The organism is Escherichia marmotae (assembly GCF_002900365.1).
Taxonomy (GTDB): domain Bacteria; phylum Pseudomonadota; class Gammaproteobacteria; order Enterobacterales; family Enterobacteriaceae; genus Escherichia; species Escherichia marmotae.
This window is the reverse complement of the sequence record NZ_CP025979.1, coordinates 1,759,169-1,779,001: the sequence shown is the minus strand read 5'-3', so window position 1 is coordinate 1,779,001 and position 19,833 is coordinate 1,759,169. Positions and strand designations below refer to the sequence as shown.

Below are 19,833 nucleotides of genomic sequence, written 5' to 3'. Positions count from 1 at the left end.
GTTTTTCGCCTGCCGCACGTTTGAGGAATTTGCTATGAAGAAACTGATTCTCATCGCCATGATGGCATCGGGGTTGGTGGCCTGTGCGCAATCAACCGCGCCACAGGAAGATAGTCGTCTGAAAGAGGCGTACAGCGCCTGTATTAATACCGCACAAGGCTCGCCGGAAAAAATTGAAGCCTGCCAGAGCGTGTTAAACGTGCTGAAGAAAGAGAAACAACATCAGCAGTTTGCCGAGCAGGAAAGTGTGCGCGTGCTGGATTATCAGCAGTGTATTCAGGCAACGCAAACCGGTAATGATCAGGCGGTGAAAGCCGATTGTGATAAGGTCTGGCAGGAAATTCGCAGTAATAACGCTACGCAGTAAAAAACAAAAAGCGAGAGCTGTAACTCTCGCTTTTCTTATTTCTCTTTATAAAAAAGCCAACCCGCAGGTTGGCTTTTTCTCGTTCAGGCTGACTTAATTGCCTTCGTGCGCGTGCTCATCTTCGCGGCAATCGCCTTCGGCGCAGTGACCGTAAAGATAGAGACTATGGTTAGTCAGGCGAATGCCGTGTTTTGCGGCAATTTCACGCTGACGCGCTTCGATAGATTCATCACTAAATTCGATAACCTTGCCGCAATCGAGGCAGATCAGGTGATCGTGGTGATGTTGCTGGGTCAGTTCAAATACGGATTTACCGCCTTCAAAATTGTGGCGGGTGACGATACCGGCGTCGTCAAACTGGTTCAGTACGCGATATACGGTAGCCAGACCAATTTCTTCACCCATATCGATCAGACGTTTGTACAAATCTTCCGCACTGACGTGATGGTTGTCCGGCTCCTGAAGAACTTCCAGGATTTTTAAGCGTGGAAGCGTTACTTTCAGGCCAGCTTTCTTTAGGGCGGTATTGTTATCAGTCATGCGGAATCTGTCCTGTTACTAAGCGATTCACTTCATTAAAAGAAGTGACAGAATTTGCTCTTGAGATAATGCGTATCATTATAGAATTGCCATGCCTAAATGAAAACTACAAGTCCCTGGCAAATATTGTTAATAAAAACGTGGCTTAGCTTACATTTACATCGGTAAGGCCACTTCAACACTGGAACATTGTACAGGTACAACGGCAAAAGTTACAAATTTGTAGCAATTATTTTGATTGGCATTATCTATTAATACGGCGTAGACATGAGTCTACGCCGCATCACATCAGGCGTTGATAATTTCGTCGAGATGCAGCTCTTCAGAAATTTGTTTCACCCATTTTTCCACGCGTTCGGCGGTCAGTTCCGGCTGACGGTCTTCGTCGATAGCCAGACCGACAAAGTGGTTGTCATCCGCCAGACCTTTTGAGGCTTCGAAATGGTAGCCCGCAGTTGGCCAGTGACCAACGATGGTAGCACCACGCGGTTCGATGATGTCACGGATAGTGCCTAACGCGTCGCAGAAATATTCTGCGTAATCTTCCTGGTCGCCACAGCCAAACAGTGCAACCAGTTTACCATTGAAATCAATCTCTTCGAGAGTCGGGAAGAAGTCGTCCCAGTCACACTGCGCTTCGCCGTAGTACCAGGTTGGGATGCCCAGCAGCAGAATGTCATAAGCTTCCAGATCTTCTTTGCTGCTTTTTGCAATGTCATGGACATCGGCAACGTCTTTACCAAGCTGTTTTTGAATCATTTTTGCGATATTTTCGGTATTACCGGTGTCGCTGCCGAAAAAGATGCCAGTGATAGCCATGAGTGAAATAACCTCTTGAAACTTATTGAAATGGGGGTGGCAAATTGCCCACGGATAAAGGCAATCATAGCAGAACAGGCAGTCTTGCGGAATCAGCAAACTCGCAGGACTGCACACTGTGCTACACAATTTTTTTGTCCAACTTCAAGTTACATGGGCTGTAACCCGAATTATTTGAGTAAAGGATGGGATCAGACGATGCCCTGACTACGCAGCGCCGCGAGTTGTTGCATCAACATCTCTTCGATCAGTTCGCTACGGCTCATATTACGCGACTCTGCCAGCTCGTTCAGCGCCTCGACAGCTTCTGCATTCAGCTTCAGTTCGACACGCTTAAGACCACGTACTTTGTCGCGTTTTAGCTGGTTGCGTTTATTAATACGCAGCTGTTCATCGCGCGAAAGCGGATTGGTTTTCGGTCGTCCCGGTCGACGCTCGTGCGCGAACAGATCTAATGTCGTACGGTCCGTTTGTTCTTTGGCCATGATCTTGGTGACTTCGGGGGAAACAATCAGCCAGGCGTCTGCCCGGATGGATAGCGCGCCATAATACATCAGCGCGATGAGTCACGCCAACGCCCACGCGCGGAAAGCGACGCAGACGCTGGGTTTTTAATCAGTTGCATTAATCATTGAGATAGCGGCGGATGGCGCGCAGCACTGCATCAGGTTTTTCTGCGTGTACCCAGTGACCCGCACCTGCAATCACATGCGCCCGTGCCTGCGGAAATTGCGCCAGTAAATCATCACGATATTGTTCAGTAACATACGGCGAATTACCACCGGGGATAAATAGGGCGGGGTGATCCCACGCCGGGATTTTCTCCCAACCCACAATATGCGGATACTGATCCCACAACACCGGCACGTTAAAACGCCATTCGCCGTCAACGTAGGATTTCAACAGAAACTGAATCACCCCTTCTTCATTCAGATGCTGACGCATCACCGTCGCCGCCTGTTGACGTGTTTGTGCGTCAGATTCGCTGACCGCGTTGATGGCCGCGAAAATCTCATCATGACGGCGCACGTGATAATCGACGGGCGCAATATCGATTGCCACCAGTTTATCGATGCGATCAGGGGCCAGCGCGATGAGCGCCATTACTGCTTTGCCGCCCATTGAGTGGCCAATAAATGTCGCCTTATCGATCTGCTGAGCATCCAGCGTATCCAGCAGATCCTGCGCCATCGCCGGATAATTCATCACAGGATCGCGCGGTGAAAGTCCGTGGTTACGCATATCCACCTGGATGATATCGTGGTCGCTCACCAGGTCACGTGCCAGCACGCCGAGGTTGTCGAGACTACCAAACAGACCATGAACAAGGACGATGGGAGAATTATTGTGCTGATTTTGTGTAGATTGCGCGCGGATATTCAATTTCATGGCAAAGTTCTTTTTTTCGCGAAGTCGGGTTAGGGTATTATGTTGACCATTGTGCCACAGGGCTGCAACAAATAAGGTTTAATCCGAGTTTTTCTGCAAGCTAGGCTTGACGCTATCCGCTGCCGGGATTTATTCATATACTCCTGGCGACTTGTATTCAGCTAAGACACCGCACTGGATTAAGATGAAAACGATTGAAGTTGATGATGAACTCTACAGCTATATTGCCAGCCACACTAAGCATATCGGCGAGAGCGCATCCGACATTTTACGGCGTATGTTGAAGTTTTCCGCCGCATCACAGCCTGCTGCTCCGGTGACGAAAGAGGTTCGCATTGCGTCGCCTGCTATCGTCGAAGCGAAGCCGATCAAAACGATTAAAGACAAAGTACGCGCAATGCGTGAACTTCTGCTTTCCGATGAATACGCAGAGCAGAAGCGTGCGGTCAACCGCTTTATGCTGCTGTTGTCTACACTATATTCTCTTGACGCCCAGGCGTTTGCCGAAGCAACGGAATCGTTGCACGGTCGCACGCGCGTTTACTTTGCGGCAGATGAACAGACGCTGCTGAAAAATGGTAATCAGACCAAGCCGAAACACGTGCCAGGCACGCCGTATTGGGTGATCACCAACACTAACACTGGCCGTAAATGCAGCATGATTGAACACATCATGCAGTCGATGCAATTCCCGGCGGAATTGATTGAGAAGGTTTGCGGGACAATTTAAAACAACGTTGCAGATAAAGGACAAAGCAATGGCAATCCACAATCGTGCAGGCCAGCCTGCACAACAGAGTGATTTGATTAATGTCGCCCAACTGACGGCACAATATTATGTACTGAAACCAGAAGCAGGGAATGCGGAGCACGCGGTGAAATTCGGTACTTCCGGTCACCGTGGCAGTGCAGCGCGCCACAGCTTTAACGAGCCGCACATTCTGGCGATCGCTCAAGCGATTGCCGAAGAACGTGCGAAAAACGGCATCACTGGCCCTTGCTATGTGGGTAAAGATACTCACGCCTTGTCCGAACCTGCATTCATTTCCGTGCTGGAAGTGCTGGCAGCAAACGGGGTTGATGTCATTGTGCAGGAAAATAATGGCTTCACTCCGACACCTGCCGTTTCCAATGCCATTCTGGTTCACAACAAAAAAGGTGGCCCGCTGGCAGATGGTATCGTGATTACGCCGTCCCATAACCCGCCGGAAGATGGTGGTATCAAATACAATCCGCCAAATGGTGGCCCGGCTGATACCAACGTCACCAAAGTGGTGGAAGACAGGGCCAACGCACTGCTGGCCGATGGCCTGAAAGATGTGAAGCGTATCTCCCTTGAGGAAGCGATGGCATCCGGTCATGTGAAAGAACAAGATCTGGTGCAACCGTTCGTGGAAGGCCTGGCCGATATCGTCGATATGGCGGCGATTCAGAAGGCTGGCCTGACGCTGGGTGTCGATCCGTTGGGTGGTTCCGGTATCGAATACTGGAAGCGCATTGGCGAGTATTACAATCTCAACCTGACCATCGTTAACGATCAGGTCGATCAGACTTTCCGCTTTATGCACCTCGACAAAGACGGCGCGATCCGTATGGACTGCTCCTCTGAGTGTGCGATGGCGGGTCTGCTGGCACTGCGTGATAAGTTCGATCTGGCGTTTGCTAACGATCCGGATTATGACCGTCACGGCATCGTTACTCCGGCAGGGTTGATGAATCCGAACCACTACCTGGCAGTAGCGATCAATTACTTGTTCCAGCATCGTCCGCAGTGGGGCAAAGATGTTGCCGTCGGTAAAACGCTGGTTTCTTCTGCGATGATCGACCGTGTGGTCAATGACCTGGGTCGCAAGCTGGTAGAAGTACCGGTAGGTTTCAAATGGTTTGTGGATGGTCTGTTTGACGGCAGCTTCGGCTTTGGCGGCGAAGAGAGCGCGGGCGCTTCGTTCCTGCGTTTCGACGGTAGGCCGTGGTCAACTGATAAAGACGGCATCATTATGTGTCTGCTGGCGGCGGAAATTACTGCCGTCACCGGCAAAAACCCGCAGGAACACTACAACGAGCTGGCAAAACGCTTTGGTGCGCCGAGCTACAACCGTTTGCAGGCAGCAGCAACTTCCGCACAGAAAGCGGCGCTGTCTAAGCTGTCTCCGGAAATGGTGAGCGCCAGCACTCTGGCAGGCGACCCAATCACCGCGCGTCTGACCGCTGCGCCGGGCAACGGTGCTTCTATCGGTGGTTTGAAAGTGATGACCGACAACGGCTGGTTCGCCGCGCGTCCGTCAGGCACGGAAGACGCATACAAGATCTACTGCGAAAGCTTCCTTGGCGAAGCACATCGTAAGCAGATCGAGAAAGAGGCGGTTGAGATTGTTAGCGAAGTTCTGAAAAACGCGTAATCATATAAAGTAAAAAAAAAGGGCGGTCGGAAGATCGCCCTTTTTTACTTATGACCGCCTGATGCGCTACGCTTATCAGGCCTACGAGAATAGTGCAATATATTGAATTTTCACTATTTTGTAGGCCGGACAAGGCGTTTTCGCGCATCAGACAAATAACACCCTAAAGCATAAACCGATACCCAATACCGGTTTCAGTAATAAAATGGCGAGGTCGGGCCGGGTCTTGTTCCAGTTTTTGTCGCAGATGCCCCATATAAATCCGCAAATAGTGACTGTGTTCGACCGCATTTGGCCCCCATACCTGGTTGAGTAACTGGCGCTGGGTAAGCACTTTCCCGGCGTTGTTGAGCAACACAGCCAGCAGGCGGAACTCTATCGGCGTCAAATGCACTTCTTCCTCGCCGCGATGGATCACGCGGGCGGCCAAATCAACGGTCACATCGGAAAATGTCACCACCGGATCGGGCGCGGCGGTGGCGGAGTGGCGGCGTAACGCGACGCGTAGACGAGCCTGCAATTCACCAATGCCAAACGGTTTACTCAGGTAATCATCAGCTCCGGCATCCAGCGCGGCGATTTTGTCGCTCTCTTCGCTACGTGCGGAAAGCACAATTACCGGCACCGCGCTCCACTGGCGCAGGTCGCGGATAAACTCAATTCCATCGCCATCGGGCAGGCCGAGATCGAGAATAATCAAATCCGGCTTACGGGTTGCCGCCTCCAGCAGCCCACGTTGCAGTGTTTCGGCCTCAAAGACGCGCATACCGTCGCCCTCCAGCGCTGTGCGCAGAAAGCGACGAATAGCCTGTTCATCTTCAACAATCAGAATGTTTGTCACATATCCTCATGAAATTCTTCAAGTTCAGGAGCGGTTTGCTGAGGAAGTGTAACACGAAAACAAGCGCCACCTTCCGGTCGGTTGAATGCGATGATCGTACCACCGTGTATTTCTACAATCGCCCGACAAATTGCCAACCCAAGCCCGACGCCCGGCACTGCTGACTCTTTATTCCCGCGGGCAAATTTATCAAAAATCGTCCGTTCCTGACCTTGTGGAATACCGGAGCCGTTATCCCAGACATCCAGTTGTAGTTGCTCTCCCTCGACATGGGCATCAATACCAATTTCAGCCTGCGTTCCCGCGTACTTCACCGCATTCTCCAGCAGATTAATCAGCACCCGCTCAAACAGTGGCCCGTCGACGTGGATCAAGGTCAGCGGTTCAGGCAGAGAGAGGTTGATGGGTGACGATAAACCTGGCTCCAGCATTTGCAGCGCACTGCCGACGACTTCTTCCAGCGTTAACCACTCTTTCTTCAAATTAAAGCCGCCGGACTGAATTCGCGCCATATCCAGCAAGTTATTTACCAGTCGGGTCGTGTTCAGCACATGCTGGCGAATTTCGCTGGCCTGGCGAGCGTGCGGAGAACCTTCGCTTGCCAGATCAAGCGTTAAGATTTCTGCCTGACCAAACAGCACCGTAAGCGGGGTGCGTAAATCGTGAGACAGCGCCGCCAGCAGCGCGTTGCGGATCTGTTCACGCTCGCTGGCCATCCGCGCCTGTTCTTCGCTGGCGGTCAGCATCAGGCGCTCAAGAGCATTGGCCACTAACAGCGTAAACGTTTCCAGCAGGCGCTGTTGTTCCGGGATCATCAACTGGCGCAAATTTCCCGGTTCCACCACCACCAGTCCGTAGGTTTTCTCGCCGCTTTTTAACGGCAAAATCTGGTACGGCACGCCGGGTAAAGTGTCGGTGCCCGCACCCGCAGGCAGACCTTTATCAAAGCTCCAGCGGGCGATAGCATCGTCCCACGGCGTCATCCCCTGCGGATGTGTTAGCGGCAGTAATATACCGTTGTCATCAGGTAACAACACCTGACTGCGGGCATGAAAAGTAGAAGCAATAAACTGCTCGCTGGTGGCGGCGATGTCCTGGGGACTGCGGCCTACCGCCAGCGTTTTTGACATTTCATATAAGTGTCGCGTGCGTTGCTCGCGGTAACGGGCTACCCGCGCCTGGTAACGCACGCCAGCGGTAAGGTTCCCGATCACCAGCCCGACGGTTAACATCACCGTGAAGGTCAGCAGATACTGCACATCAGAGACGGCGAGCGTGCCGCGTGGGGCGATAAAAAAGAGATCGAAACTCACCACGTTAATGACGGTGGCAACCACCGAAGGCCAGCGACCATAAAAAAGTGCCACCACCACCACGCCCAACAGATACAGCATCACCAGGTTAGCGGCATCGAAGGCCATCAGCCACTGCATGGCAATTAAAGTGATAACGGCGCATAACGTGGCGGCAACCACGCAGCCCTGAATTTGCACCCGCCATTTGTCTTTAAAAGAGCGGCTATCCGGCGCGTTATTAATTGTGCGCGCAGGTGGTTCATCAAGCGCGACCAGTACCTGATCGAGGTCGGGGGCGATGCGCGCCAGTCGGTCGGCAAAGGTTTCCCGACGCCACCAGCGGCGCGAGGCCGGGCGACCGAGAATTATCTTGCCGAGATTATGCTCCCGGGCATAACGCACTACGGCTTTTTCTTCTGCCGGATCAGAAAGTGTTGCTGTCTCTGCGCCTAACTCCTGCGCCAGACGCAAGGCGCTGAGAATGGCTCGACGTTTTTTCTCCGGTAAGCGGTGCAGGGCAGGGGTTTCAACATATACAGCGTGCCAGACGCTCCCCAGCCTTGACGCCAGCCGCGCCGCCGCCCGAACCAGTTTTTCGCTGCCCGTATTATGCCCAATACATAAAAGGATCGCGTCGCGCGTGTGCCAGACTTTCTCTTCGCCAGGACTCCCCCGCCAGGCGCGCATTTGCTCATCTACGCGATCGGCAGTACGGCGCAGCGCCAGTTCGCGCAGGGCAATCAAATTGCCTTTGCGGAAAAAATGTTCAATGGCGCGCTCAGCCTGCCCGGCAATATAGACTTTGCCTTCTTTCAGTCGCTGGCGCAGATCGTCCGGAGGCAGGTCCACCAGCACCACGTCGTCGGCGGCATCGAAAAAAGGATCGGGCACGGTTTCCCGTACCTGAATTCCGGTGACGCCACTGACCACATCGTTCAGACTTTCCAGATGCTGAACGTTGACGGTAGTGAAAACATCAATGCCTGCTTCCAGTAGCTCTTCGATATCCTGCCAGCGTTTAGGATGACGGGAACCTGGCGCATTACTGTGCGCCAGTTCATCCATTAATATCAGCGCCGGACGGCGGGCGAGGGCGGCATCGAGATCAAACTCGCTGATATGCCGCCCACGGTACGCTTGGCGTTTCAGTGGCAGAACAGCCAGACCTTCCAGCATTGCGGCGGTATCTTTCCGCCCGTGGGTTTCTACCACGCCAACCACAATATCCAGCCCTTGCGCCCGCAGTCGCTGGGCTTCCGCCAGCATCGCCCAGGTTTTCCCGACGCCCGCACAGGCACCGAAGAAAACTTTTAGCTTTCCGCGATGCGGCGCGGCAGTTTGTTCCAGCAGACGGTCGGGGTCGGGACGTAAGGGTTCGTTATTCATCAAGCTTATCCAGCGCCAGATTGAGTTCGACAATGTTGACGACCGGCTGGCCGATATATTTCACCAGCGGTTGTTGGCTGTATTTTGCGACCAGTTGTGTGAGCTGTTCAACGCTGAGATTACGCGCTTTCGCCACCCGTGGGATCTGCCAGGTCGCCGCTTGCGGGGTAATGTTATTGTCCAGCCCGCTTGCCGAAGCCGTGACCAGTTCAACCGGAACGCTCGCGCTGGCATCCGGGTTAGCGGCTCGTAAAGCAGCAACGCGTGCAGCTATTTGTTTATTCAGCGCCGGATTACTGACCGCCAGATTGCTCCCGCCAGAAGCTTGTGGATTATAGGGCATTTCTGCCGTTGCCGACGGGCGGCCATGAAAATAGCCGTTATCGGTAAAATTCTGCCCGATTAATGCCGAACCGCGCACTGTATCACCTTCACGGATCAACGAACCGTTGGCCTGCCAGGGAAACCACCATTGCCCAAGTAGGGTGGTTAGCAGCGGGTAAACGCCGCCAGTAATCAATAACAGAAAGAGAAAAGTCGAGAATGCCGGACGTAATCCACGCATGGTAAACCTCACACCAGACCGCAAACGGTCAGCAGTAAATCAATGACTTTGATACCGATAAACGGCACCAGCAGCCCACCCATACCGTAAATCCATAAGTTACGGCGCAACATGGCAGAAGCGGTAAGCGGTTTATAACTCACGCCTTTTAATGCCAGGGGAATCAAAAAGACGATAATCAAGGCATTGAAAATAACTGCACTGAGAATGGCGGAGTCGGGCGAATGCAGGCGCATGATGTTCAGCGCATTCAACTGCGGATACGTTGCCGCGAACGCCGCCGGAATAATGGCGAAGTATTTCGCCACATCGTTGGCAATGCTGAAGGTCGTAAGCGAACCACGGGTCATCAGCATCTGTTTGCCAATATGCACCACCTCGATCAACTTGGTCGGATTGGAGTCGAGATCCACCATATTGCCCGCTTCTTTCGCCGCCTGAGTGCCGGAGTTCATCGCCACCGCGACGTCGGCTTGCGCCAGCGCTGGGGCATCGTTGGTACCGTCGCCAGTCATTGCCACCAAACGGCCTTCCGCCTGGTACTGACGAATCAACGCCAGCTTGGCCTCTGGTGTCGCTTCGGCAAGGAAATCGTCGACGCCCGCTTCCGCTGCAATGGCGGCGGCGGTCAGACGGTTATCGCCGGTAATCATCACCGTTTTAATGCCCATTTGGCGCAGTTGGGCGAAACGCTCTTTAATGCCACCTTTGATGATATCTTTCAGCGCAATAACGCCCAGCACGCGAGAACCTTCCACCACTACCAGCGGCGTGGCACCCTGACGCGCAACCTGATCGACTTTTTGGTCGACATCGGCAGGGAAGTGGCTACCGTTAGCCTCGACATGACGGCGAATGGCATCGACAGAACCTTTACGGATCATGCGGTTATCAATGTTGATCCCACTCATCCGGCTTTGCGCAGTAAAGGGTACAAAGGTGGCATGGAGCGACTGCACATCGCGCTCGCGCAGGTTAAAACGCTGCTTGGCGAGGATCACAATACTGCGGCCTTCCGGCGTTTCATCGGCCAGCGAAGCCAGTTGTGCGGCGTCGGCCAGCGTTTTTTCCTCCACGCCCTGCGCGGGGATAAACTCTGATGCCTGGCGGTTACCGAGGGTGATGGTGCCGGTTTTATCCAGCAGCAGGACGTCCACGTCGCCCGCAGCTTCAACTGCACGTCCGCTGGTGGCGATCACATTCGCGCCCAGCATCCGGCTCATCCCGGCGACGCCGATAGCTGACAGCAAGCCGCCGATAGTTGTTGGGATCAGACAGACCAGCAGCGCTACCAGTACCGTCACGCTGACTGCGTTACCGCCCCAGGCGGTAAATGGCCATAGCGTTGCGGTTGCCAGTAAAAAGACGATGGTCAGGGCAATCAGGAGAATGGTCAGGGCAATCTCGTTCGGCGTTTTGCGTCGTTGTGCGCCTTCCACCATCGCGATCATCCGATCCAGAAACGTCTCGCCGGGGTTAACGCTGCACTCAATTACCAGCCAGTCAGAAAGAATACGCGTGCCGCCAGTGACGGAGGCAAAATCGCCGCCGGACTCACGGATCACCGGTGCTGATTCCCCGGTGATGGCGCTCTCATCGACCGATGCGCCACCTTCAATAACTTCACCATCGCAAGGGATAATATCGCCCGCTTCTACCAGCACGATGTCGCCTTTACGCAGTTGATCGGCCGGAACTTTGTCTGCCACAGCACCATATTTCGGCTCGCGCAGCTTGCGAGCAAAGGCGGTTTTTTTCACCCCTTTCAGACTGTTGGCCTGCGCTTTACTGCGGCCTTCCGCCAGCGCCTCTGCGAAATTGGCGAACAGCACGGTGACCCAAAGCCAGCCACTAATTGCCGCGCTAAATAGCGCATTGCCGGGCATCGCACCGCTCACCATCGCGATACTAATAAAGGTGGTCAGCAGACTGCCGATCCAGACGATAAACATCACCGGATTGCGCCATTGCGCCTGCGGACTTAATTTTTTCACCGCTTCTTTCAGCGCCTGGGCGACAAGTGTTGGTTCGAATAGCGCCAGTTGTTTACGACTCATATTCAGTGCTCACTCAATATCATCAGGAGAGATATTCCGCCACCGGACCAAGCGCCAGGGCAGGGATAAAGGTCAGTGCGCCAACCAGCAACACGGTGCCGATTAACAGGCCAATAAACAGCGGGCCGTGCGTTGGCAGTGTACCGGAGCTGGCGGGTTGGCTCTTTTTACTCACCAGCGAACCGGCAATCGCCATCACCGGGATAATCACCCCGAAGCGCCCGACAAACATGCAGAACGCCAGTAAGCAGTTCCAGAACGGTGAGTTGGCGCTTAATCCGGCAAAGGCACTGCCGTTGTTGTTGGCGGCGGACGACACGGCGTACAGCACTTCGCTAAAACCATGCGGGCCAGGGTTGAGCATGGCGCTACGTCCGGCATCGGTCATCATCGCCAGCGCCGCGCCCATCAGCACCAGCGTTGGGGTAACCAGAATCGCCAGCGCGGTCAGTTTCATCTCGCGCACGTCGATTTTTTTACCCAGATATTCCGGCGTGCGACCAATCATCAGCCCGGCAATAAACACCGCCAGCAGGACGAACAGCATCATGCCGTAAAGGCCAGAACCCACGCCGCCGAATACCACTTCACCAATTTGCATCAACCACATCGGCACCATGCCGCCGAGAGCGGTAAACGAATCATGCATCGCAATCACTGCGCCGCAGGAAGCCGCCGTAGTCACGACCGCAAACAGGCTACTGACCAGTACGCCAAAACGGCTCTCTTTACCTTCCATATTGATGCTGCTGTCTGCGCCCAGCGCCAACAGATGAGGATTACCCTGAATTTCTGCCCACATCACCACGGCCACGCAGATGACAAAAATCACCGACATTGCCCACAGCAACATGCGCCCCTGACGACGATCGCCCGCCACTTCGCCAAAGGCAAAGCAAAGCGCCGTTGGGATCAAGAAGATCGCCAGCATTTGCACGAAGTTGGTCAGTGCGGTCGGGTTTTCAAACGGATGCGACGAGTTGGCATTAAAGAAACCACCGCCATTAGTACCGAGCATCTTAATCGCTTCCTGAGAAGCCACCGGCCCCATCGGTAACAATTGCTGTGCCCCTTCAACGGTTGTCACAGCCTGATAAGGCAGAAAGTTTTGTAGCGCACCTTGTTGAATAAAAAACAGGGCGATCAACAACGCCACTGGGGCTAACACCCATAACGTGATGCGTAACAGATCGACCCAGGCATTGCCCAGTGTGCTCATGCTCTGGCGGGTAAACGCGCGGATGAGGGCGAAAATCACCGTAATCCCGCTGGCGGCAGAAAGAAAGTTTTGTACCGTTAAGCCCGTCATCTGACTGAAATAGCTCAACGTTGTTTCGCCGCTGTAAGACTGCCAGTTGGTGTTGGTGACAAAGCTGACAGCAGTATTCAGCGCCAGATCCCACGACAAACCCGGCAGTTGCTGCGGATTAAGCGGCAGATAGTGCTGACCGACCAGCATGAAAAACAGCACCGCCAGTCCCAGCAGGTTCAGGCAGAGAATGGCAGACAGATACTGCTTCCAGTTCATCTCACGGTCAGAGACGCCAAGTGCGCGAAAGAGTACGCGTTCAACGCCTGCCGTACCGGGAAGAGGAATATCATTAATCAGCCGTGCCAGCCCGCTGCCTAAAGGGCGCGCCAGCACCATCAGCACCAGTAAAAACGTGGCGATCAGTAAGAACCCTTGCGCAGCCATCAGAACGCCTCCGCATTGATCAGGGCATAAACCAGATAACCCAGTAATAAAAACACCAGCAACACGCCGGTTATCACGCCTGCACTCACAGTGCACCTCCAGTGGCCTAAAAGTGATACCGGAAGGGTAGAATTGTGGCTGCAAAGATTTCGCAAAAATCTGCGGGCGGGGTGTAAAAAAAGTATAAAAATGGCAAAAGCCATGGTTTAACTAATGGTTAGTATCATTTTAACTTTTATGTAACTTAATTACACGGTGAATGTAAATAAACCATCAATAAGCAAAAATAAGTGGTCGGATGAGTAGTAAAATTACACAAAAGGCGGTACTATTTTCATCAGATAAACGAATTCATTTTTCCGGTGTCATTCACCGGGTAGATACAAAAAAGGGGGAGAAAAGTATGGAACTCTATAAAGAATATCCTGCATGGCTTATCTTTTTACGCCGTACTTATGCGGTTGCAGCGGGCGTTCTGGCGCTGCCTTTCATGCTTTTCTGGAAAGACCGCGCCCGCTTTTACAGCTACCTGCACCGCGTCTGGTCGAAAACCAGCGATAAACCGGTGTGGATGGATCAAGCCGAAAAGGCAACCGGTGATTTTTACTGATTGCTAGCACATTTAAGCCAGCCTTGTATACGGGGCTGGCTTAGGCGTTCTGTATCAACGGATCTCATGACGCCTTCATTTCATCACTGTTTTATCTTCAAGTTTCGCTAGTACCCTTTTAAAAGGGTAACTCAGAATGCGGTTATCCTCATTGTCTCTCTAAGCGGCTCTATCGTCAGAAATCTCTGGTTAGGTTGGATACCCCATTACACTCTTTCCTGTAACTTCAGTGTAAAGTGAGAAAGTCGCTATCACTTTTGCTCACTCCAGCATCTAAATAAATTCCGAATTTTGCTATTAATATCGCTACTTCAATAAAAGTAGATAGTAAAGAGAGTAATATATACTTTATTGATATATTAAGAATAATTCATTGTTAATGAATCTAATGCGATAAGGTGTATTGGTGTTAATAAAAAGATATTGTATTTTTAGTTGATAATTAAAAACACACAATATTTCAGCCTTTTCTATGTAAGAACTCAATTTTATAAGGTATCCATTTTTATATGGAGGCGGTAGCGTGTCTGTTGTTGGTGATTTTATTTACACGCTGAATATAATTGAATTATCGAATATATAACTATGTATCCGTTCCAGTCGTCATAACTATTGATAATTATTTGATATTATTATTGATTATTGCTGGAAAGATAAAAATGAGCGACAAAGCAGCAATAGACGTCACCTTCATGACTAAAAAATAAATAAAAATCCATCAAAAAATAATTCGTTTATTAAAAAGGACTCATGCCATTATGACGGAATATTACCTCAATGAGACAGTTATAACTTTCACCGGGAATATTATTCAGGACAGTACCATTAATATGTTGCGGCTCAGCAATCCCGACGCCGCACTCATTATCAGCCGGGGTCAGATGCAGGAAGGAGACGAATTAGCCTCTCAGGTTGAACAGCAAATGAAAAAGTTAGAAAAGCAGGTCAGGGAACTGCACTACACGCCCGTGCAGGTGACCCGCGTGGGGATTAATGACGCTGAGGAAGGGCTGGAGATACAGAGCCAGTTTCTCCGGGGTAACGAGCAGGTGTATCAGTGTCAGGTGGCATTTGTATTGCCGGGTGAGCGGGTCATGATGGCCTTCACTTACGCCAGAACCACACCGCTGACCCCGGCAGACATGACGCGCTGGGCTGAAATTAAAAAGAATCTGCGCTTCAGGATACGGCAGGAAACCAGGACGCATTAATCACACAGGGAACGGGACATGGAAGATGCATTCTGGGCGGCAAGGCAGGGTGATGCCCTGCTGCATACGTCGTTTATGGCAGATGTGCTGGGGGCGGTGCTGGAAGTGGCCGCAAATGTCGTTATTGATGCCCTCATTGTCGGCGCAACCTCGTTACTGGCGGCGTCAGTAGGGATCACGATGGGGTGCACGGCTGTCGTGCTGACCGGTTTTGTGGCGGGTGTGGCGATGGTGTACACCGGCGTGACAGAAACGGTCAGCGAAGCCTGTTCAGACCTCGCAGATATGCTTTTCCCGCCTCAGATTGAAGGTTACATCCTCACCGGCTCTGGTGACACATTGATCAACAGCAAACCTGCCGCGCGGGCAGCGGCCACAGCGGCATCGCGGCAGGAGATTGAGGCACAGGAAGCGCAGGCGAAGGCGGAACAGGAAGAAGCGCAGCGTCAGGAGGACGCCAGAACGTTCCGGGATGTGGCCGGGGAATATCTGGAAATGGCGGGGGCAATAGCCCTGGCGGTTCATCCGGTGACTGGACCTGTTCTGATGTCCCGGGCGCTGCACGACCAGCTCAGTACGGAAGAAGGGCGTTCTGAGATGGTGGATGGCGTGACACATTTTGTGTCGGAACTATGGCAGCCCACCGTGGCCAGTGCGGCACCTGGCTCCACCCCGACCCCTGACGATAAAATCGACTGCCATAAACATCCTTCCTCACTGACTCAGTTACTCGCACAAAAAAAAGCCGCCTTTCTGGATGACCCTCTGGGAACGGCCCTTAACCTGTTGAGTCCGGACGGTCTGCTGGAAACCGCCTTTCAGGGAGTGAATGCGGTTATTGGTAGTATCAGTAATCTGTTCAAAGGTGATGACGAACCGCCCGCGGCGGAATATATCGCGGAAGGTGCGCGGGATGTGCGTGTCAACAGTCAGCCAGCGGCACGCAGCGGGGCACGCTGTACCTGCGAGGCCAGGGTGGTGAATGCGCCGGGGGACGGGGCGTTTGTGTCACCGGATGTCCGCATTGGCGGTCCGTTACTGGTGGTCAGGGATATCAGAAGCGGCAGGTCGCAGATAACCCTGGTGGCAACCGTGGCGCTGATGTTTCTTCGCCCGGGCAAAATGCTTTCTAAAATCGCCTGTTTTGCTGCCGGTATCGGGATGAGCATGATGACGCAGAAGGCCATCAGCGCCCTCCCGCATCCGGTCAACGCCGCCACCGGGGCCAAATACCTGGCTGATGATGATGACTTCGATTTCAGCCTGCCGGGCCACTTTCCGCTGGACTGGCAGCGTGTGTACAGCAGTCGTGACGAACGCACGGATGGGATGTTCGGTCAGGGCTGGAGCGTGATGTATGAAGTCAGCCTCGAGCGCACACCGGGTAACGCGGACGAAAACTGCATGACCTTTGTGTCGGGTATGGGGCGACGGCTGGATATGGAAGCCGTGCTGCCGGGGAGCGGATTTTACAGCCCCGGTGAAGGACTGGCAGTACGGCGTGGTGAGCAGGGGCACTGGCTTATCAGCAGCGATGATGGACATTTTTTTCTGTTTGAAGCCGACCCGCATCACCCGCAGCGCCAGCGGCTGAAAATGCTGGGCGACCGTAACAGCAACTGTCTGAATCTGTACTACGACGACCGGGGGCGCATCACTGAAATCCGCGGCGAACAGCAGCGTCCGTGCATCCGTCTGTATTACGAACTGGCGGCGCATCCCCGGGGGGTGACACAGATTTATCAGCATTTCCCTGATACTGCACCTTTACTGCTGCGTCGTTACAACTATGACGAGGCTGGCCACCTGAACGGCGTGTACGACAGCACGGGGCACCTGTTGCGTGAGTTTGCTTACGACGAAAACAACTGCATGACGCTGCACCGGCAGCCCGGCGGCGAAGGGTATTATTACCAGTGGGGCTGGTATGAAGGGCCGGATGATGCAGGCTGGCGCGTGACGGGCCACCATACCGACAGTGGCGCACGATACCGTCTGGACTGGCGGATGGCTGAACGTGTGGTATGCGTGACAGACGGGCGGGCCGGACCCGCTTTCATCAGTGGGATGCACAGAATCAGGTGACGGCGTACTAGGACGAAGCCGGGCAGGTGATGACGTTCCGCTGGAGCGACGAAGAACGATTGTTGCTGGGGATGACCGATGCTCAGGGCGGCAAATGGCGCTATGTGTATGACCGCCTGGGGCATATCACGGAGACGCACGACCCGCTGGGGCGGGTGGCACAGACACAGTGGCACCCGGTGTGGCACGAACCGGAAACGGAAGTGGATGCAGCGGGGAACAGTTGGCGCTGTGAGTACGATGAACGCGGCAATCTTCTTGCCGTGACCGACCCGCTGCAACAGAACACCCGGTATCAGTATGACCGCCACGGCCAGGTGGTACAGATAACCGATGCCCGTGGGGGGAATAAATACCTTCAGTGGAACGAAGACGGGCAGCTCACGCGGCATACGGATTGTTCCGGCTCGCAGACGGTCTGGTTCTACGACGAACGCACGCGGCTGATACGGATGACAGACGCGCAGAGCCACAGCACACGCTACGGGTATGACGACAACGGTCACCTGGTGGAGGTGATACTGGCGGACGGCCGCTCGGTGAATTACCAGTCAGACGCGGCTGGCAGGCTGGTAAAGTACACCAGCCCGATGGGGAGGATAACGCGCTGGCAACGCGACGGGCAGGGCCGGGTGCGCAGCCGGACGGACTCAATGGGGCGCAGGACGGCGTTCGGGTACGACGCTTACGGGCGGCTGACCCGGCTGACAAACGAGAACGGAGAAAGCTATCAGTTCCGCCACGATGTGCTGGACCGTCTGGCGGAGCAGATAAACCCGGACGGTTGCCGCCAGGCGTACCGTTACAACGCGCTGAACGCGGTCACGGAAGTGGTGTTCACCGGGGACCGGGGCGGTGAAATCCGTCACCGGCTGGCGCGTGATGCGGTGGGCCGGCTCACGGCAAAGGAGACAGCCGACAGCCGTACGGAATACGTCTATGATGCGGCAGACCAGCTACTGGAAATCCGCCGCCAGCGGTCGGATGCCGGGGAAACGGATGCACCGGAGATTATCCGCTTCAGTTACGACAGACTGGGACGGATGCTGACTGAGGAGACGGCGCAGGGCGTCTTAACCCATCAGTACGATGAACTCAGCAACCGGACTGCCACCACCTTTCCGGACGGCAGAACGCAGCGCCATCTGTATTACGGGAGTGGACATCTCCAGCAGATAAATCTGGACCGGGAGGTCATCAGCGAGTTCACACGTGACGCCCTGCACCGGGAGGTGCTCAGAAGTCAGGGGCGGCTGAGCACGCGGCGGCTTTACGACCCTGCCGGGCGGCTGAAGCGCAGGGAGACATACAGCGGGATGCGCGGGGTGGTACCGGAGACGTTCACGGACCGCCAGTACAGCTACAACGGTCAGGACGAACTGCTGAAGACGCGGCACAGCCGGCGGGGGGAAACGGATTACTTCTATGACACCACGGGCCACATCACGGCATGCCGCTCGGAGGATGAGGGGTATCTGGCGAGCTGGCAGTACGACGCGGCGGGAAATCTGCTGGGGAGGCGCGCGGGGGAAAGGGCCACGGCAGAAAACAGCGTGGTGCCGTTCAACCGGCTGCTGTCTTACCGTGGCGTGCACTATCGTTATGACGAACACGGCCGGACGGTGGAAAAGCAGGGCCGGAGCGGAACGCAGAGTTACCGTTATGATGCGGAACACCGGATGGTGGAAGTGACGACAGTGCGGGGAACGTACCGGTATGTATACGATGCGCTGGGGAGGCGGACAGAAAAACAGCACATCAGCCCTGACGGTAAACCGTACAACCGGACAAAATTTTTATGGGACGGGATGCGGCTGGCGAAGGAGAGCAGGCCGGAGGGAACAAGCAGCCTGTATATCTACAGTGACCAGGGGAGTTATGAACCGCTGGCGCGGGTGGATAAGGCGGGGAAAGAGGGACCGAACCGGATACTGTATTTTCACACAGATGTGAACGGCGCGCCGGAAGAGATGACGGACAGTGACGGGAAAATCGTGTGGGAGACGGGGTATCAGGTCTGGGGTAACACGATACAGGAGAAGGACCACGGCAGGGTGGAACAGAACCTGCGTTACCAGGGACAGTACCTCGACAGGGAAACGGGGCTGCACTACAATCTGCACAGGTACTATGATCCGGATGTCGGGCGGTTCATAGTAACGGACCCGATAGGGCTGGCGGGGGGGATTAATCTTTATCAGTATGCACCGAATCCGTTGTCATGGATCGATCCACTCGGTCTATTGGCTGGGTGCTGGAGAAATAAACTTCGGAAAATAGACGATGCGGTGAAAGCTCCTGGAAATGCTGGTCTCAAAATGACACTTAGTCGAAGAGAGGCTAACCGTTTAGGTAAAGAGTTTGTTGGTGAAGGGTATTCAGTAGTACGAGGTAAAAAGGGAGAACTATGGTACATTTCTGCTGATGGAAAACGGATGTATAGAAGTCCTACCCCGAAAAGTTCTGATTATGCAAAAACAGGTAAGCAGGCGAATTTCCACGAACGAAGAAATGTAAATGACAACTGGTGGGATACTCAGCGGGTATCAAACGTACATGTGCATGTGGAATAG

16 protein-coding genes and 1 pseudogene are annotated in these 19,833 nt (G+C 53.8%); 6 read left to right on the top strand and 11 right to left on the bottom strand.

The features are described 5' to 3' along the window. Positions 1 to 34 precede the first annotated feature (34 nt). Entirely contained in the window at positions 35 to 367 is a 333-nt protein-coding gene (locus tag C1192_RS09310) for a ChiQ/YbfN family lipoprotein (RefSeq protein ID WP_001515975.1), read from the top strand. 93 nt (positions 368 to 460) lie between these two features. Here C1192_RS09310 and fur read toward each other — a convergent pair whose 3' ends face one another. The 5 genes from fur to ybfF form a co-directional block, all read right to left on the bottom strand. Then, positions 461 to 907: a ferric iron uptake transcriptional regulator gene (fur, locus tag C1192_RS09305; protein WP_000131707.1), complete on the bottom strand. Its 447-nt coding sequence runs from the start codon at positions 905 to 907 to the stop codon at positions 461 to 463. Then, positions 900 to 986 carry a fur leader peptide gene (uof, locus tag C1192_RS09300; RefSeq protein WP_010380762.1) on the bottom strand — a complete coding sequence of 29 codons (87 nt, stop codon included), beginning with the start codon at positions 984 to 986 and terminating at the stop codon, positions 900 to 902. The genes fur and uof overlap by 8 nt, the downstream gene beginning before the upstream one ends. A gap of 209 nt (positions 987 to 1,195) precedes the next feature. Further along, positions 1,196 to 1,726, bottom strand: a complete 531-nt coding sequence (gene fldA / locus C1192_RS09295; RefSeq protein WP_001515976.1) for a flavodoxin FldA — start codon at positions 1,724 to 1,726, stop codon at positions 1,196 to 1,198. 191 nt (positions 1,727 to 1,917) lie between these two features. After that, on the bottom strand, positions 1,918 to 2,211 hold the full coding sequence (gene ybfE, locus C1192_RS09290) for a LexA regulated protein (RefSeq protein WP_001300829.1): 294 nt from the start codon (positions 2,209 to 2,211) through the stop codon (positions 1,918 to 1,920). Positions 2,212 to 2,350: 139 nt separating this feature from the next. After that, positions 2,351 to 3,115, bottom strand: coding sequence for an esterase (ybfF, locus tag C1192_RS09285; protein ID WP_038355681.1), 765 nt, complete (start codon positions 3,113 to 3,115; stop codon positions 2,351 to 2,353). A gap of 184 nt (positions 3,116 to 3,299) precedes the next feature. Here ybfF and seqA point away from each other — a divergent pair, with 184 nt between their 5' ends. After that, positions 3,300 to 3,845, top strand: coding sequence for a replication initiation negative regulator SeqA (gene seqA, locus C1192_RS09280; protein WP_001515978.1), 546 nt, complete (start codon positions 3,300 to 3,302; stop codon positions 3,843 to 3,845). Between the two features lie 28 nt (positions 3,846 to 3,873). After that, positions 3,874 to 5,514 (top strand): phosphoglucomutase (alpha-D-glucose-1,6-bisphosphate-dependent), encoded by a 1,641-nt coding sequence (pgm, locus tag C1192_RS09275; protein WP_038355682.1) that lies wholly within the window; start codon positions 3,874 to 3,876, stop codon positions 5,512 to 5,514. Positions 5,515 to 5,677: 163 nt separating this feature from the next. On the opposite strand, the gene kdpE is transcribed toward pgm, so the two are convergent. The 6 genes from kdpE to kdpF are packed head-to-tail and all read right to left on the bottom strand — an operon-like array spanning position 5,678 to position 13,443. After that, positions 5,678 to 6,355, bottom strand: a complete 678-nt coding sequence (kdpE, locus tag C1192_RS09270; RefSeq protein WP_038355683.1) for a two-component system response regulator KdpE — start codon at positions 6,353 to 6,355, stop codon at positions 5,678 to 5,680. Beyond that, positions 6,352 to 9,036 carry a two-component system sensor histidine kinase KdpD gene (gene kdpD, locus C1192_RS09265; protein ID WP_038355684.1) on the bottom strand — a complete coding sequence of 895 codons (2,685 nt, stop codon included), beginning with the start codon at positions 9,034 to 9,036 and terminating at the stop codon, positions 6,352 to 6,354. The genes kdpE and kdpD overlap by 4 nt, the downstream gene beginning before the upstream one ends. Then, entirely contained in the window at positions 9,029 to 9,601 is a 573-nt protein-coding gene (kdpC, locus tag C1192_RS09260) for a K(+)-transporting ATPase subunit C (RefSeq protein ID WP_001515981.1), read from the bottom strand. Before kdpC ends, kdpD begins: the two co-directional genes overlap by 8 nt. An 8-nt stretch (positions 9,602 to 9,609) precedes the next feature. Beyond that, the gene (gene kdpB / locus C1192_RS09255) at positions 9,610 to 11,658 is read right to left on the bottom strand and encodes a potassium-transporting ATPase subunit KdpB (RefSeq protein ID WP_000087925.1); all 2,049 of its coding nucleotides are present in this window, start codon (positions 11,656 to 11,658) and stop codon (positions 9,610 to 9,612) included. A gap of 22 nt (positions 11,659 to 11,680) precedes the next feature. Beyond that, a complete protein-coding gene (kdpA, locus tag C1192_RS09250; RefSeq protein ID WP_000741116.1) occupies positions 11,681 to 13,354 on the bottom strand; it encodes a potassium-transporting ATPase subunit KdpA in 1,674 nt (557 codons plus the stop codon). Further along, the gene (kdpF, locus tag C1192_RS09245) at positions 13,354 to 13,443 is read right to left on the bottom strand and encodes a K(+)-transporting ATPase subunit F (RefSeq protein WP_001272653.1); all 90 of its coding nucleotides are present in this window, start codon (positions 13,441 to 13,443) and stop codon (positions 13,354 to 13,356) included. Before kdpF ends, kdpA begins: the two co-directional genes overlap by 1 nt. A gap of 314 nt (positions 13,444 to 13,757) precedes the next feature. Between kdpF and C1192_RS09240 the strand changes: the two genes are divergently transcribed. The 3 genes and pseudogenes from C1192_RS09240 to C1192_RS26275 all read left to right on the top strand — a co-directional run bounded on the left by C1192_RS09240 (position 13,758) and on the right by C1192_RS26275 (position 19,833). Further along, the gene (locus C1192_RS09240; RefSeq protein ID WP_000424791.1) at positions 13,758 to 13,964 is read left to right on the top strand and encodes a YbfA family protein; all 207 of its coding nucleotides are present in this window, start codon (positions 13,758 to 13,760) and stop codon (positions 13,962 to 13,964) included. 758 nt (positions 13,965 to 14,722) lie between these two features. Further along, positions 14,723 to 15,175, top strand: a complete 453-nt coding sequence (locus tag C1192_RS09235; RefSeq protein WP_038355685.1) for a DcrB-related protein — start codon at positions 14,723 to 14,725, stop codon at positions 15,173 to 15,175. 18 nt (positions 15,176 to 15,193) lie between these two features. Continuing rightward, positions 15,194 to 19,833 (top strand): annotated as a pseudogene (locus C1192_RS26275) (RHS repeat-associated core domain-containing protein).